This is a genomic window from Streptomyces sp. NPDC059169 (assembly GCF_042755225.1).
GTDB lineage: Bacteria > Actinomycetota > Actinomycetes > Streptomycetales > Streptomycetaceae > Streptomyces.
On the sequence record NZ_JBHZCF010000001.1, the window covers coordinates 403,099 to 417,237 of the forward strand.

Annotated in this window: 13 protein-coding genes; 7 read left to right on the forward strand and 6 right to left on the reverse strand. The window is 71.8% G+C overall.

What is annotated here, in order from left to right:
- Positions 1–58: 58 nt before the first annotated feature.
- Together ACFXOM_RS01785 and lanKC are read right to left on the reverse strand one after the other, a co-directional pair.
- Positions 59–190, reverse strand: coding sequence for a SapB/AmfS family lanthipeptide (locus tag ACFXOM_RS01785; protein ID WP_384932958.1), 132 nt, complete (start codon positions 188–190; stop codon positions 59–61).
- 48 nt (positions 191–238) lie between these two features.
- A complete protein-coding gene (gene lanKC / locus ACFXOM_RS01790; protein ID WP_384946011.1) occupies positions 239–2,974 on the reverse strand; it encodes a class III lanthionine synthetase LanKC in 2,736 nt (911 codons plus the stop codon).
- Positions 2,975–3,585: 611 nt separating this feature from the next.
- On the opposite strand from lanKC, the gene ACFXOM_RS01795 reads away from it, so the two are divergent.
- Positions 3,586–6,789, forward strand: coding sequence for a tetratricopeptide repeat protein (locus ACFXOM_RS01795; RefSeq protein WP_384932964.1), 3,204 nt, complete (start codon positions 3,586–3,588; stop codon positions 6,787–6,789).
- A gap of 326 nt (positions 6,790–7,115) precedes the next feature.
- Here ACFXOM_RS01795 and ACFXOM_RS01800 read toward each other — a convergent pair whose 3' ends face one another.
- Both ACFXOM_RS01800 and mca read right to left on the reverse strand, forming a co-directional pair.
- The gene (locus ACFXOM_RS01800; protein ID WP_384932967.1) at positions 7,116–7,349 is read right to left on the reverse strand and encodes a hypothetical protein; all 234 of its coding nucleotides are present in this window, start codon (positions 7,347–7,349) and stop codon (positions 7,116–7,118) included.
- Between the two features lie 117 nt (positions 7,350–7,466).
- A complete protein-coding gene (gene mca / locus ACFXOM_RS01805; RefSeq protein WP_384932969.1) occupies positions 7,467–8,348 on the reverse strand; it encodes a mycothiol conjugate amidase Mca in 882 nt (293 codons plus the stop codon).
- Positions 8,349–8,500: 152 nt separating this feature from the next.
- Between mca and ACFXOM_RS01810 the strand changes: the two genes are divergently transcribed.
- Together ACFXOM_RS01810 and greA are read left to right on the forward strand one after the other, a co-directional pair.
- The gene (locus tag ACFXOM_RS01810) at positions 8,501–8,917 is read left to right on the forward strand and encodes a DUF4307 domain-containing protein (protein ID WP_384932972.1); all 417 of its coding nucleotides are present in this window, start codon (positions 8,501–8,503) and stop codon (positions 8,915–8,917) included.
- A gap of 169 nt (positions 8,918–9,086) precedes the next feature.
- Positions 9,087–9,584: a transcription elongation factor GreA gene (greA, locus tag ACFXOM_RS01815; RefSeq protein ID WP_384932975.1), complete on the forward strand. Its 498-nt coding sequence runs from the start codon at positions 9,087–9,089 to the stop codon at positions 9,582–9,584.
- Between the two features lie 112 nt (positions 9,585–9,696).
- On the opposite strand, the gene ilvA is transcribed toward greA, so the two are convergent.
- A complete protein-coding gene (ilvA, locus tag ACFXOM_RS01820) occupies positions 9,697–10,926 on the reverse strand; it encodes a threonine ammonia-lyase (protein WP_384932978.1) in 1,230 nt (409 codons plus the stop codon).
- A 147-nt stretch (positions 10,927–11,073) separates the two neighbouring features.
- Between ilvA and ACFXOM_RS01825 the strand changes: the two genes are divergently transcribed.
- From ACFXOM_RS01825 to ACFXOM_RS01840, 4 genes are all read left to right on the forward strand, one after another.
- Positions 11,074–11,586 (forward strand): MarR family winged helix-turn-helix transcriptional regulator, encoded by a 513-nt coding sequence (locus ACFXOM_RS01825; protein ID WP_384932981.1) that lies wholly within the window; start codon positions 11,074–11,076, stop codon positions 11,584–11,586.
- Between the two features lie 31 nt (positions 11,587–11,617).
- Entirely contained in the window at positions 11,618–12,121 is a 504-nt protein-coding gene (locus ACFXOM_RS01830; protein WP_384932983.1) for a sigma factor-like helix-turn-helix DNA-binding protein, read from the forward strand.
- Complete coding sequence (locus ACFXOM_RS01835; protein ID WP_384932986.1) at positions 12,118–12,369, forward strand: hypothetical protein; 252 nt, start codon at positions 12,118–12,120, stop codon at positions 12,367–12,369. The genes ACFXOM_RS01830 and ACFXOM_RS01835 overlap by 4 nt, the downstream gene beginning before the upstream one ends.
- A gap of 159 nt (positions 12,370–12,528) precedes the next feature.
- Entirely contained in the window at positions 12,529–12,720 is a 192-nt protein-coding gene (locus ACFXOM_RS01840) for a DUF1059 domain-containing protein (RefSeq protein ID WP_384932989.1), read from the forward strand.
- A gap of 266 nt (positions 12,721–12,986) precedes the next feature.
- On the opposite strand, the gene ACFXOM_RS01845 is transcribed toward ACFXOM_RS01840, so the two are convergent.
- Complete coding sequence (locus ACFXOM_RS01845) at positions 12,987–14,132, reverse strand: cystathionine gamma-synthase (RefSeq protein WP_384932991.1); 1,146 nt, start codon at positions 14,130–14,132, stop codon at positions 12,987–12,989.
- Positions 14,133–14,139: the final 7 nt, after the last annotated feature.

Sequence of the window (14,139 nt, forward strand, 5' to 3'; positions counted from 1 at the left end):
GGGACCGCTGTTCCACCCGCTGCCGGCCGCGGAGCGGGACTCCGCGGCCGGCCTGGGTTCAGTTGCAGGTGGTGATGCTCAGGCTGCTGTCGCCGCAGAGCAGCAGGCTCGCGCGGCTGCCGCCGGTGCCGATCTCGTCGTTGAGCTCGTCCTTCGGGGTCTCCATGCTCTGCAGGTCGAGGAGCGACATGTCGAGTTCCTTTCTTCGGGGACGGAAGGTGTTGCCATGACCCCCGCTTCAGGGGCCAGTTCGGGGGGCCGCGGGCGCGGCCGGTGGCGGCGGCAGGAACGGCAGGTGGACGGGCGCGTCGTGGAGCGCCGCTCCCAGCGCCAGCAGGCATCCCGCCGTACCGGTGCCGAGGTCCATGGACAGCCGCATCATCTGTTCGCCGGGGAAGGCCAGACGGCCTTCGTAGGGGAGGGCGTGCCAGGACAGCACGCCGATCTGCCGTGCGACGTCGTCCGCGGTGGTGCCGGGCCCGGTCGCGTTCGTCCGGCTCAGGTGGAGCACCATGCCGGCGGCGCCGCGGAACAGTCCCGGCTGTGCGTAGAACTTGGCCTGCGCCGCGCGGACGATCCCGTCGCGGGCCTCGCCGAACTGCACGTCGGTGCCGTGCGCGAGCCAGTCGTCGAGGACCATGCCGATGCCGACGCTGCCCGCTCCGAGGTAGGGCATGGTGCGCCAGCCCTCGTCGACCTGGAGGGCGCCGCGCGCACCACGTACGCAACGGTCCAGGTCGTGGCGCAGTGCGTCGGCGGCGAGGTCGAGCAGCTCGGGGTCGCCGGTCCGCTCGTACAGCCGTACCAGGAGCAGGGCCGCGCCGCTCGCGCCGTACAGCAGACCGGTCCGGGTGGCTGCCGTACTCGCGGTGCGCTCCGCGACGAGGCGGCCGCAGCGCAGGGACGCGGCGCGCAGGGTGGTGTCGCCGGTGGACGCGGCGAGCGCGTCGAGCGCGAGTCCGATGCCGGCGAGCCCGCCGTGCAGGTCCGGCGCCATGCCGTCCCAGTCCTGCGCCAGGACGAGGTCCACGAGGACGCGGGCCGGCGCGTGGTGGCCGAGCCGGTCGAGGGTCCAGGCGATGCCGCTGAGGCCGTCGTAGAAGCCGAGCGGGGTGCCCGGGGCCGGCGTGCGCACGGCCCGCAGCAGCCACTCCTCGGCTTCCGGCCACCGCCCGCAGCCGGTCTCCGCGAGGGCGTAGAGCACGCCGGCCGCTCCGTGGGCGAAGCAGCTGCCGCCGGCGGGCGACGCGAACTGGGCGATGTCGCCGGGGACGCAGCGGTCGTCCCGGTCGAGTGACGCCGAGGCCCGGATGGCATCGGCCATGGAGTCGCGGCTGCGCGGCCAGTCGCCCGGCTGCACGGGCAGGTAGTCGTACGGTCCGCGCGCGGGGCGTGACCGGGCGCCGGGCGCCGGGCGGTCGTGCGGCGGCCCTGCCTCGTGCCGGGGCGGGGGCCCGTCGAAGCCGCCCGCCGCGGGCGGGTCGTTGCTGCCGCCGGCTCTGCGCGGAGCGTCGAAGGGCGGACCGGTGACGCCGGGGTCCGGCGCGGGGAGCCCCCGGGTGATCTCCTCGACCGCCTCGTCGAGGAAGGCGCGGTCCACCGGGAAGTGCTCCGCGACGATGTCCGCCAGGTGGGCGGCCTTGGTGCGGTCGACGGCGAACAGGCTCGTCAGCGGGAGGAACAGCGCGATGCGCAGGCAGGCGAGGGCGTACCGGTCGACGTCGGTGCCCCTGCGGTCGGCGGGTGCGACGAAGCCGGGATTGGCGATGACCTGCCGGCGGCCCTCCTCCGCTCCCGCCGCCGCCTCGAAGTCGAGCAGCACCACGGACGACTCGTCGTCGGAGACCATGATGTTGAAGAGGTGCAGGTCGTTGAAGGCCACGCCGCGGGAGTGGACCGCGTCCACGGCGCGCTCCACGAGGCCGTGGATGCGCAGTGCCCACGCGGTGTACGCGGCGAGCTCCTGCGGGTCCGGGTCCTCCTCGATCAGCGGGTGCCGCCGGGCGAAGAAGGTGTTGAGGGGACGGCCCTCGATGTAGTCCAGTGCCAGGAAGGTGTGGTCGCCGAGGGTGAACCAGTCCAGCACCTCGGGGGTGCAGGGCAGTCCCGACAGGCGGTCCAGGGCTTCCTTCTCCCGGACGAGCCGCGTCACGGCGTCCGCTCCGTCCGCGGCGAGCCCCGCGTGCGGGCGGGCCTCCTTCAGGACGACCTTCCGGCCCGTCCGCTCGTCCCGGGCGGCGTAGACACCACCGCCGTTGGAGAAGTGGAGTGCCCGTTCGATCACGTACGGGATGTCGGTGGTCGTGGTCGCGGACCGGGCCCGCAGGTGCGGCCGGAGGAAGTCCGGGAGCGTGATCCAGGGCGGGACGTGGAACGCGGGTTCCCTCCGGTCCGGTACGAGCCGGCCGTCGGCGTCCTCTATCGCGGGGCGCACGTCCCCGTGCTCGTCGCGGCAGTTCCGCTCGGTGAAGCTTCCGTAGCGCACATGGACGGGACCGGCTCCCCACCTCAGGTCGCTGAGGATGTACGGACCGGGCTCTCCGCCCAGTACGGCGTCGAGGTCCTCGCAGATGGTGCGGCACTGCGCGTCGTCCACGGGGTAGACGGTGATGAACTTGCCGCTGGCTGCGCGGTCGGCGTACTTGGCGTTGCGCCTGTGCAGCAGGTACCGGCTGGGCACGAACTTGAAGGCGATGTCCCGAGGCACGCAGTAGTCCCACACCTGGGCGAGGATCTTCTCCGCGTTGTCCAGACGGGCGGAGACGTGGATCTTCCAGCCCTGCGGGGGCAGTTCGGAGGCGAGCGGACGGTAGGCGAGCCAGTCCCCTGACTGGTGCCGCTGCCATCCTGCGGGCGCCTCGCGCCCGGCCGCCTCGTACAGCCGTGCGGTCCCGTCGTCGTCCGCGGCGAGCGTGTGCGGAGCGTCGTAGAACTGCCGATCGGCGTCGCAGAAGGCGGCGTACCCCTTGTTCATCTGGCTCCCTCCGCCGGTTGACGTCCAGAGGCTGTCACGCGGCGAAGTACTGCCAACAGTCACAGCATTCACGAGCGGACCGTGAAGAACTCATGAGTAATCAGCCCGGGCAGCGGCTCTTCCCCGGGGAAAGGCAGAGGGGTATTTGCCACGGGGATGACACGGCACGGAGCGGTTCCGCAGAAGGGGTCCCGACCAGCGGTTACGGCCCGTGCGATGGGTCCGGGAAAGGCGGAGGCAGCGGATGGCGCAGCGCCGGAAACGGGCGGAGCGGGAAGAGAAGATCTCTTCCCGCTCCCGCTTCCCCGAGAATTCACAGGTGTCAGCGCGTCATATTCCTCCTCGTTCTTCTGAGACGACTGATACCGCTCCCTTCGTGGTCGATTCCCCTGACATCGATCACCTGCCCATCACAGAACAGGACAAACGTCCTCTTATCGGGTGATGCTCCGGAGTGACCGGGTGAGGGGACCGGTCCGCATCCCGGCGGCCGTCGCGCTCCGGCCGGCCCCGGGAGCGTGATGATCGCCGGTCTCCCTCGCGCCGGACCCCGTCACGCAGGACACTTGACCACGGAAAGCGCAAGCGGAAGCTCTCGGAGGGGGACCCACATGCGGGACAGCCATCGGGCGGAAGCCGAGCGGCTGTTGGCACGAGCCGTCGAAGAGGAGGTGCGGCACTCGAACGGGCGCGGCGACTCCACAGCGCTGCTGACGCGCGGTCAGGCCGCGCTGGACGAGCTGGCGGCGACTGCGGACGAGGAATACGCGGCCTACCTGCGGGCCGTGGAGGAGGCGGAGGCCGGACAGCTGCCGCTCGGCGAGCGGTTCAGCCGCCGGAACGTGTCGACTCCGCTGCTGGTGACGGCCGTTGCGACGGTCGCGGCGTTCGGCGCCGACGTGGCGCTGGGCACGGCCACCGGAACGGCGCTCGGCGCAGGAGCAGTGGTCGCCGTCGCCGGGGCCGCCGCGACCGTCGCCAAGGTGACCGCTGCCCACTGGCCGGACGCGCACCGCAGGGCTGCCGCGCTGGGGCAACCGGGCGGCCCCGAGCAACTGCGCCTGCAGTGGCTGACGGCGCTGGAAGTACGGGGCATCCGGCCCTTCCTGGACCAACAGCGCATGTTGGCGGCCGCGACGGCACGCCCCGCGAAGAAAGCCGCGGCCACCCCTGCACTCCGCGGCGCGGACCGCAGTCAGGCGGCACGCAGGCGCAGCGTGCTGGAGCAGTCCTTCGGACACCTCCCGCAACCCGGCGGGCCGTTCGCGGGCCGCAAGGACGCAATGGCGCAGATCGCCCAATGGGTGCACGCGGCCCGTGCGTCGACGGACACGAAACCGACCGTGGTGGTGCTGCACGGCGCACCGGGGTCGGGGCGGACGACGCTCGCGGTGCGGGCCGCCCACCACCTGAAGGACCAGTTCCGGGGCGCGTGCCTGGTGGACCTGCGCGGTGGCTCGGCCGACGAGCAGCCACTGCCCACCCGGGACGCACTGCTGCACCTGCTGAACCGGCTGGGTGCACCGCGCGAACAACTGCTGTTCCGCGAAAGGTCGTCGGCGGACGCACAGCTGCGGAGGCTCGGCGAGCTCTACCACCGGTACCTGACCGGGCTGCCCGTCACCATCGTCCTGGACGACGCGAGCGACGCCGAGCAGGTGCGCACGCTGCTCCCCGGGCGTTCCGACAGCCTGGTGCTGGTGACCGCACGCGAACCGCTCGAGCTGCCCGGGGACGTACCGGCCTGGGTGCACCACCTGCCGGTGGAGGCGCTGGACGCGGCCGGCGCGGAGGAGCTGCTGGCGGCAGCCGCCGAGGAGTCCCTGGAGGGCCCGTACGACTCGCAGTCGGCCGAACGCATCAGGGAGTTGTGCGGCGGGCTGCCGCTGGCTCTGCGGATCGCGGGTTCGTCGCTGGGACCGCGGACCCAGGAGCGGCTGGCGGCCGACCTCGGCGCCTACGGCCCCGTGGAACCGGTCGAGCGGGCGCTGTGGCTGCGCTACACCGACCAGCCCGAGCAGGCACGGAGGCTGCTGCGCAGGCTCGCGCTCGCGGGGCGGACCTCGCTGGGCGCGGCCGCGGCAGCGGCCCTGCTGGCGACCGACGAGGCGGATGCACTGCGACTGCTGTCGGAACTCTCCCGGGCCGGACTGCTGGACCATGTGCGCGGCGAGCGCTACCGGCTGCACGACGCCGTACGCGCCTTCGCACTGGCACGGCTCCTCGACGAGGAGGAACAGACGGAGCGCACGGCCGCGCAGGAGCGCCTGATCATCGGGTACGCGGAGCTCGCCGACTCGGTGATCCGCCTCGTGGACGGCAAGACGTCGACCCGCGCTGACCGGTTCGGCGTCCACGGCTTCTCCTCGCTCGACGCCGCCCTGCGCTGGCTGGACGACGAGTCGAGCTTCATCACGGCCGCGCTGCGGCATGCGGAGGGCCTCGACCAGCAGGCCGTACTGAACCTCCTGGGCGCGCTGTGCGACTACTGTCTGCTGCGGGGCGACCTCTACCGGCTCGGCGAGATCAACGAGCTGACGCAGGCCGTCGACCAGGGGTTGCTGGTCCGCTCCGTCCAGTGGCGCACCGGCATCGCGGCGCGCCAACTGGGCGAGCTGGACAAGGCGCGGACAACCCTGTCCTCCGTGGTCAACCTGTACCGCGAGGCGCATCACGACGCGGGGGCGGCCCGTGCCCTCTGCTCGCTCGGCATCACCCTGCACCACCAGGGCAACCTCACCGAAGCCTCGGCGAAGCTGCGCGAGGCGATCGAACTCCAGGCCTCCGAGGAACTGGCGGCGGACCGCGCCTGGACGCTGCACGCGCTCGCCGCGGTCGAACGGGACCGGGCCAACCTCGCGGAGGCCGGCACCCTGCTCGCCTCCGCGCTCGTGCTGCACCGCAAGGGCGAGTCGCTCCACGGGGAGGCGTGGACCCACTTCCAGATGGGTCAGGTGTACCTGCGGGCGGGCGACGTGCCGCGCGCCGAATCCGAGTTGCGCGACGCGCTCGACCTGTACGGCCGCACCCGCGACGACCGCGGCGAGGCCTGGGCGCTCACCCAGCTCGCCCGGGCCCGGCTGGTGGACCGCGACCCCGCCCCGGCGGTCGAACAGCTCCGCCGGGCCCTCGCCCAGCACCGCGAGAACGAGGACGCGCGCGGTGAGGCGTGGACGCTGTACTACCTGGGCCAGGCCCTGGAGGAGCGCGGCGAGCGCGACCAGGCCGTGCGTGAGCTGGAACGGGCCCGCACGATGTTCTCCCGCATGCGCGACGTCTACGGGCTTGCCTGCGCCCGCCACCACTCGGGCCGCGCCACCCGCGACCAACGCGCCGCGCAGACCGGGAACCTCCGCAATTCGGGGTTCGCCCGCCAGCTCCTGGTCGACGCCCGGGCCGACTTCCAGCGCATCGGCGTGGCCCACGGCGAAGCGTGGACGTGTGTGGAACTGGCCGTCGTGGACGCGGGCAACGACCGCGCCGCACAGGCCCTCGAGCTCTGCGACGAGGCAGCGGGGCTCTTCGCCTCGTACGGAGACCGGCGCGGCGCCGACTGGGCCGGGTTCCTCCGCTGCACCCTGCTCCCGTACGCCTCGGCGGGCGGTATGGAGATCGGCACCGTCGTCGCCCAGGAGGAGCTGGCCCGGCTCCGCGGCACACCCCACCCCTCACGTGACGGCTCGATCGAGGACTACATGGAGGCGTTCGCCCTGGTCCTGGAGCGGGGAGTGCGACTGGAGGACGGCTGGCAGGCGTGGCAGCTGGGGATGGTGCCGGACCGTCACGCGCGCGAGGTGATGGGGGTCCCGAGCTGAGGACCAGGTTGGTCCAGGAACGGCCGTGGGCTCCCGGCGATCATTGCCCCGCCGGGGCCACGGCCGTTCGGACGGCCGTCGACCCGCTCGCGGCCCCCGTGGGCGGCCGTGCACGCGTCATCGCCCGCGCCACGGCCGGCTCAGTGGGCGTCCTGGATCCGTGCGGGCCGACAGGGACGGGAGGTGCGGGCGCGCGTCCGACGTGGACGTACGGCGCCGACGCCCAGGAGCGCCGGGCGTGGCCGAAGGCTGCTGTCCGCACACCGCACGGCACCGGGGCGCGCCGGTTACCGCGCGCGCACCCGTACTCCGGTCCGGTGCCGGGCCTACTTCCCCGCGGCCGACGCCGGCTTGTCCGCCTTCGACGTGGTGCCCGCCTCCGGGACCTCCTCGAAGCTCACCCGTCCCATGTGGCGGTTCATCGACTTCATCAGCAGCCAGACGGCGGCCGCCATCACCGCGAAGACGATGAACCCGAGGACGCCGGGCGTCACCTTGTTCGTGTCGAGCTCCTTGGCGAGAGGGACGAGGTGGGTCATCGCCAGGCCTGTGCTGCTCATCGGTCGCTCCTTGTGTGGATGTACCGACCATACCCGGGCGCCCGCGGAGCGTTCTCCCGGCCCACCCCCGACGGAACGGGCCGGGAAGAACACCGGCTCGGGGCGGGTTTCGGCGGATCATGCGGGGTCGCGGACACCGGCGAAGAGGTCGGCCTCGGGGAGGGAGGTGTCGATGAGGGACTTGGCGAGCTCGTACTCCTCCGTCGGCCAGACCTCCTTCTGGATCTCCATCGGGACGCGGAACCACCCACCGTCCGGATCGATCTGCGTGGCGTGGGCGATCAGTGCCTTGTCACGGATCTCGAAGAAGTCGGCACACGGCACGTGCGTGGTGAGGGTCCGCTCGGTCCGCTGGAACTGCTTCCACCGCTCGAGCCACTCCCCGTACGGGGACTCCATCCCGCGCGCCAGCAGGGCCTCGTGCAGGGCGACCGTGCGCGGACGGTTGAACCCCTGGTTGTAGTAGAGCTTCAGCGGCTGCCAGGCCGGTCCGTACTCGGACTCGGGGTACTTCTCGGTGTCCGCCGCGGCCTCGAACGCGACCATCGAGATCTTGTGCGTCATGATGTGGTCCGGGTGCGGGTAGCCACCGTTCTCGTCGTAGGTCGTGACGACCTGCGGCCGGAAGGAACGGATCTTGCGCACCAGCTCGCCGGCCGCCTTGTCGATGTCCTCCAGGGCGAAGCAACCCTCGGGAAGCGGAGGCAGCGGGTCGCCCTCGGGCAGCCCGGAGTCGACGAAGCCGAGCCACTCCTGTTTCACACCGAGGATCTCGCGGGCCTCGTCCATCTCCTTGCGGCGCACCTCGTGGATGTTCTCCTCGACGTACGCGTCGCCCTGGAGCTTCGGGTTGAGGATGGAGCCGCGTTCGCCGCCCGTGCAGGTCACCACCAGCACGTCCACCCCTTCGGACACGTATTTGGCCATCGTGGCCGCACCCTTGCTCGACTCGTCGTCGGGATGGGCGTGGACGGCCATCAGTCGCAGCTGCTCAGTCAAGTTCGATCCTCAAGTCTTCGTCGCAGAACATCGGCCCGTCCCGCCGGGCACGCACGGTGTGGGGCGGTGGTCGGCCGCCACGAGGGCGACTCCTATAGTGACGGAATCCGGGGGGAGAAAAATTCCGGCATCCGCACGGTGAAGGGACGATCATGACGGCGGTTGGCCAAGGGCTCCCCGAAGGCCGATACGGTCGCTCGGCGGACGCGCGCGCGGACCGCACGCTCAAGATCGTGGGCGCGGCACTCGGAGCGTGCCTGCTCGGCGTGATCGGGTGGTTCGGCTACGACTACGTGAGCGGGCAGCGCATCAGCGCCGAGATCATCAAGTTCGACGTCTCTGCGGACGACCGGGTCCAGGTCCACCTCGAGGTCCGCAAGGACGCCGCCGCCAAGGGCTACTGCACGCTGCGCTCGCGGGCGGAGGACGGCAGTGAGGTCGGTCGGCGCGACGTGCGCTTCGACTCGCACCAAAGCCGTATCGACGAGGTCGTCACCGTGCGTACCACGTCGAAGGCGACCAGTGCCGAACTGGCAGGTTGCACCGCGGACGACGGGCCGAAGGGCTGACGTTGTCGCGACTGCGACAACGCTGACCTGCATTGACGCATTTTCGAGGTCTTTCGGTCCTCCCTCTTTCACGGACCAATTGTTAGGCTCGTGGTTTCGCCCACTCGTGGAGGAACATCCTTCTGGGTAGGGCGATGCTTTGTATCCCCAGTACCTACGAGGAGCACCTGTGACCCAGACCAGCGAGAACGTCACCTGGCTCACCCAGGAGGCGTACAACCAGCTCAAGGCCGAGCTGGAGCACCTGTCTGGTCCCGCGCGCGTCGAGATCGCAAAGAAGATCGAGGCGGCCCGTGAGGAGGGCGACCTGCGGGAGAACGGCGGGTACCACGCGGCCAAGGAGGAGCAGGGCAAGCAGGAGCTTCGCGTGCGCCAGCTGACCCAACTCCTGGAGAACGCGAAGGTCGGCGAGGCCCCGGCCGACAACGGCACCGTCGCCCCGGGCATGGTCGTGACGGTCGCCTTCGACGGCGACGAGACCGACACCGAGACCTTCCTGCTCGCCTCCCGCGAGTACGCCTCCCAGGACATCGCCACGTACTCGCCGCAGTCGCCGCTCGGCGCGGGCGTCAACGGCAAGAAGGTCGGCGAGGACGCCGAGTACGAACTGCCCAACGGCAAGATGGCCATGGTCAAGGTCCTCGAGGCCAAGCCCTACCAGGGCTGAGTCGGCCCGGACGTAAAGGACCCCCGGCACCGTTGCGGTGCCGGGGGTCCCGTCGTGTCACCCACCGGGTCCGTCCCACCGGAGCGACGGCCCGCGAGGGCCGCCCCACCGCTCAGCCGATGACCCGGTACCCCGCCTGCCGCAGCGCCTCACCGACCTCCGTGCAGTGCTCCAGCCCCTTGGTCTCCAGGTGGAGCTCGACCTCCACCTCGGTGAGCCCGAGCCGCGGGTCCGTCCGTACGTGCCCAACGTCCAGCACGTTCGCATCCGCCACGGACAGCACCCCGAGCAACGTCGCCAGCGCCCCCGGCCGATCGGGGAGGCGGAGCCGGAGCGACAGGTAGCGACCGGCCGCGGCCATGCCATGCCGCAGGATCCGCTGCAGGAGCAGTGGATCCACATTGCCGCCCGACAGCACCGCGACGACCGGCCCCTGGAATGCCTTCGGGTCGCTCAACAGCGCCGCGACGGAGCTCGCCCCCGCCGGCTCGACGACCAGCTTCGCCCGCTCCAGGCAGAGCAGCAGCGCCGACGACAGGGCGTCCTCGGACACCGTCCGCACGTCGTCCACGAGCTCCTCCACGATCGCGAACGGCACGTCGCCGGGGCGGCCCACCTTGATGCCGTCCGCCATCGTGCTCGGCTCGTCGATCGACACCGGCCGCCCCGCGGCGAGCGAGGGCGGGTAGGCCGCAGCGCCGGCCGCCTGCACCCCGACCACCTGCACATCGGGGCGCAGCGCCTTCACCGCGACCGCGATGCCCGCAGCCAGGCCGCCCCCACCGACCCCGACGACGACCGTCCGCACCTCCGGACACTGTTCGAGGATCTCCAGACCGACCGTTCCCTGGCCCGCGATGATGTCCGGGTGGTCGAAGGGGTGGATGAAGACCGCCCCCGTCCGGTCCGCGTACTCCTGTGCGGCGGCCAGGGTCTCGTCGACCACGTGCCCGTGCATCCGGACGTCGGCACCGTAGTCCCGGGTGGCCGCGACCTTCGGCAGCGGGGCACCGATCGGCATGAACACGGTGGAGTGGACCCCGAGCAACGCCGACGCGAGTGCGACCCCCTGCGCGTGATTGCCCGCCGAAGCAGCCACCACACCGGCCGCCCGCTCCTCCGGCCGCAACCCGGAGATCCGGACGTACGCACCGCGCAGCTTGAACGACCCCGTCCGCTGGAGGTTCTCGCACTTGAGGTGGACCGGTGCCCCCACCAGGCCGGACAGGTACCGGCTGCCCTCCATCGGGGTCAGTCGGGCGACGCCGGAGAGCATCTTCTGGGCCCCTCGGACGTCATCCAGGATCAGCGGGTGAAAGGGGCCAGTCGCGCGGAAGCTCATGACAGCAAGTCTCGCAGCTCAACGGCCCGGCGGCCGCCCGGGTCACGGCTCGTCCACGGGTTTGCGCAGGGCCGGTACGCACCCGCCCGGGGCCGCGTACTCTGTCCCCCACCAACCGACCAACGCACGAGAGAGCCCTCTGCAGCCATGCCCACATCTCAGGACATGACGACTGATCTCGACCCCGGCCTCCTCGATGCCCTCCAGCACCAGGTGGCCGTCTTCGCACGCCGGGCCGAGCAGACCCGGCTCGGCGGGGTCGGCCAGGTCCGCAACTCGATGGACCGCGCCGCCTATCTGCTGCTCAACCGCCTTGATCGGGAAGGCCCGATGGGAGTCAAGGCCCTGGCCGCGGGGATGGGCATCGACTCCTCGACCGTCACCCGGCAGGTCGCCCCGCTCGTCGACACGGGGCTGGTGAAACGCACCTCCCACCCGGAGGACGGCCGTGCCGTCGTCCTCCAGCTGTCGCCCCGCGGCCACGCCCGCCTCGAAGAGGTCCGTTCCTCGCGGCGGGAACTGATGGCCCAGGTGACGGACGGGTGGACAGAGCAGGAGCGGGAGTCCTTCTGCACCCTGCTCACCCGCTTCAACTCGGCGCTCTCCGCCCGCCAGGCCGGGCAGCTGCCGGTCGACACGGAAGCATCTCCCACCTCTTGACCCCGGGGCCGCGCTGCCCTGATATGAGGACGTGCGTGAGACGCGGCAGTCCGTGCTCGTCGACCGCCGCACCCGGGAGTTCGATGCGTTCGCCGCGGGGGCGGGGGGTCGGCTGCTCCACGTCGCGACCTTGCTGACGGCAGAACCGCACGGCAACAATCCCCGGGCGCAGCACTTGCTGGTCGGGGCGCTGGCACGCACGTACGCGGTGTGGGACCGGCTGCACGGCGAAGACCCGTACGACCGCACGCGGCGGGAACTCGCCACTCTCTTCGCACGCACCTCCTGGCACTTCCACCACCGGGTGCGGAGCAGCACAGAGGACCGCGGAGTGCTCGCCGCGCTGACGCCCCGACTGCGCCTGGTCGTGGTGCTCCGCCTGTACGAGGGTGTGGCGGAGGAGCAGACGGCAGCGCTGCTCGGACTACCGGAGGAGCGGGTCAGGGCGCTGTGTGCCCGAGCGGTCGCCACGCTGCGCAGCACCGGGTCGGCCCGACGGACAAGGGCGTCTGCGCGGCCGGCGGGGGCACCGTGACCCGCCACCGCACCAAGGAGGACGAGGTCAGGCGGATGCTGGACCTCCCTCATCCGGTGGTCCCCGCCGATCTGGCCGCCCGCGCCGGGCGCCTCGGCACGCGGCTGCTGCGCCGCCGTCGTGCCCTGCGCCGGGTGGGCTGGGTCCTGCTGTGCGTCGTCGTGGTCGCTTTCACGGTGTGGGCGGTGTCCGTCGAGCCGTGGAACCTACCGCCGTCGATGACGACCCCGGAGATCGAAGGTTGGTGAGCGAGGGCTGGTGAACCGCGCCCGACGGGTCGCCGGCGGCCTGGCACCGACGGCGACCGGTCCGCACGCGCGGCGAGCCAGCTCGCCGGCGACGAGCGGTCCGCAAGCCCCGACCTATCCTGGAAAGGGCGGCGCAAGCACGAAGCCCAGGAGGACGTCATGACGAGAAAAGTCGCCGACTGCCGCAATTCGCCGAGCGTCATGAACTGCTCGCTCACCATTTCGGGCGAGGAAGAGGAAGTCATCCGCGCAGCCACGGAGCACGCGGTATCCGTCCACGGCCACGAGGACACACCGGAGCTGCGCGAGCAGATCCGCGCCTCGCTCCAGGACGAAACGGTCAGCGCCTGACCTGAAGCGGGCAGAGGGCGATCGCCCTCTGCCCGACCCGGCGCGGACCCGCCCGGGCTCCCGTCCAGAGGGCAGCCCGCACCGGACGAACAACTCGGCGGCCGGCCCGAGCGGGCGCGGAAGGCCCGCCGGCTGGGCGGACCCGGCCCGGGCACGGGCCGGACAACCCCGTCCCGCAGAGGGCGGTCACCGGACGGCCCGTACCGGCGGACAGCACCCGGCCCGACGCGGTCACCCCGCCCGGACCGGGAGCCGGCCCCGAGGCGTCAGCCGAGCGCCTGCTGCAGGTCGGCCAGCAGGTCGTCCACGGCCTCGATGCCCACCGAGAGCCGGACCAGGTCCGCCGGCACCTCGAGCGCCGACCCCGCCACGGAGGCGTGCGTCATCCGGCCCGGGTGTTCGATCAGCGACTCGACGCCGCCGAGGGACTCGCCGAGGGTGAAGAGCTTCGCGCGGTTGCAGACCTCCACGGCCGCCTGCTCGCCGCCCTGCACCTGGAACGACACCATGCCGCCGAAGCGCTTCATCTGCTTCGCCGCGGTCTCGTGGCCCGGGTGCGTGTCCAGCCCCGGGTAGAGGACCCGGGTCACCTTGGGGTGCTGGGTCAGCATCTCGACGACGCGCTCGGCGTTGTCGCTGTGGCGGTCCATCCGCACCGCCAGCGTCTTGATGCCGCGCAGCACGATCCACGAGTCGAACGGCCCCGCCACCGCGCCCATCGCGTTCTGGTGGTACGCCAGCTCCTCGCCCAGCTCCGCGTCGGCCGTGACCAGCGCCCCGCCCACGACGTCCGAGTGCCCACCCATGTACTTCGTCAGCGAGTGCACGACCACATCGGCACCGAGCGCGAGCGGCTGCTGGAGGTAGGGGCTGGCGAAGGTGTTGTCGACGACCAGCTTCGCCCCGGCCGACCGTGCGAGGTCCGCGACGGCGGCGATGTCGGTGATGCCGAGAAGCGGGTTGGACGGGGTCTCGACCCAGATCACCTTCGTGCGGTCCGTGAGGGCACCCCGCACCGACGCAGGGTCCGAGGTGTCGGCGACGGAGTACTCCACGCCCCACCGCTGGACCACCTTCGCGAACAGCCGGAACGTGCCTCCGTACGCGTCGTTGGGGATCACCACGTGGTCGCCGGGGGTCAGCAGCGTGCGGAGCAGGCAGTCCTCGGCGGCGAGACCGGAGGCGAAGGCGAGGCCGCGGCTACCGCCCTCCAGTGCCGCGAGGTTCTCCTCCAGCGCGGTACGGGTCGGGTTGGCGCTTCGGCTGTACTCGTAGCCGCCGCGCAGCCCGCCCACACCGTCCTGCTTGTAGGTGGACACCTGGTAGATGGGCGGGACGACCGCGCCGGTCAGCGGATCTGCGGTGTTGCCCGCGTGGATGGCGAGGGTCTCGAAGCTGTGGTGGTCGCTCATGTGCCCG

What these genes read in the sequence shown, in the direction of transcription:
- ACFXOM_RS01785 (WP_384932958.1), bottom strand. Translation starts at nt 190, where the DNA reads ATGTCGCTCCTCGACCTGCAGAGCATGGAGACCCCGAAGGACGAGCTC.
- lanKC (WP_384946011.1), bottom strand. Translation starts at nt 2,974, where the DNA reads ATGAACAAGGGGTACGCCGCCTTCTGCGACGCCGATCGGCAGTTCTAC.
- ACFXOM_RS01795 (WP_384932964.1), top strand. Translation starts at nt 3,586, where the DNA reads ATGCGGGACAGCCATCGGGCGGAAGCCGAGCGGCTGTTGGCACGAGCC.
- ACFXOM_RS01800 (WP_384932967.1), bottom strand. Translation starts at nt 7,349, where the DNA reads ATGAGCAGCACAGGCCTGGCGATGACCCACCTCGTCCCTCTCGCCAAG.
- ACFXOM_RS01810 (WP_384932972.1), top strand. Translation starts at nt 8,501, where the DNA reads ATGACGGCGGTTGGCCAAGGGCTCCCCGAAGGCCGATACGGTCGCTCG.
- ilvA (WP_384932978.1), bottom strand. Translation starts at nt 10,926, where the DNA reads ATGAGCTTCCGCGCGACTGGCCCCTTTCACCCGCTGATCCTGGATGAC.
- ACFXOM_RS01825 (WP_384932981.1), top strand. Translation starts at nt 11,074, where the DNA reads ATGCCCACATCTCAGGACATGACGACTGATCTCGACCCCGGCCTCCTC.
- ACFXOM_RS01840 (WP_384932989.1), top strand. Translation starts at nt 12,529, where the DNA reads ATGACGAGAAAAGTCGCCGACTGCCGCAATTCGCCGAGCGTCATGAAC.
- ACFXOM_RS01845 (WP_384932991.1), bottom strand. Translation starts at nt 14,132, where the DNA reads ATGAGCGACCACCACAGCTTCGAGACCCTCGCCATCCACGCGGGCAAC.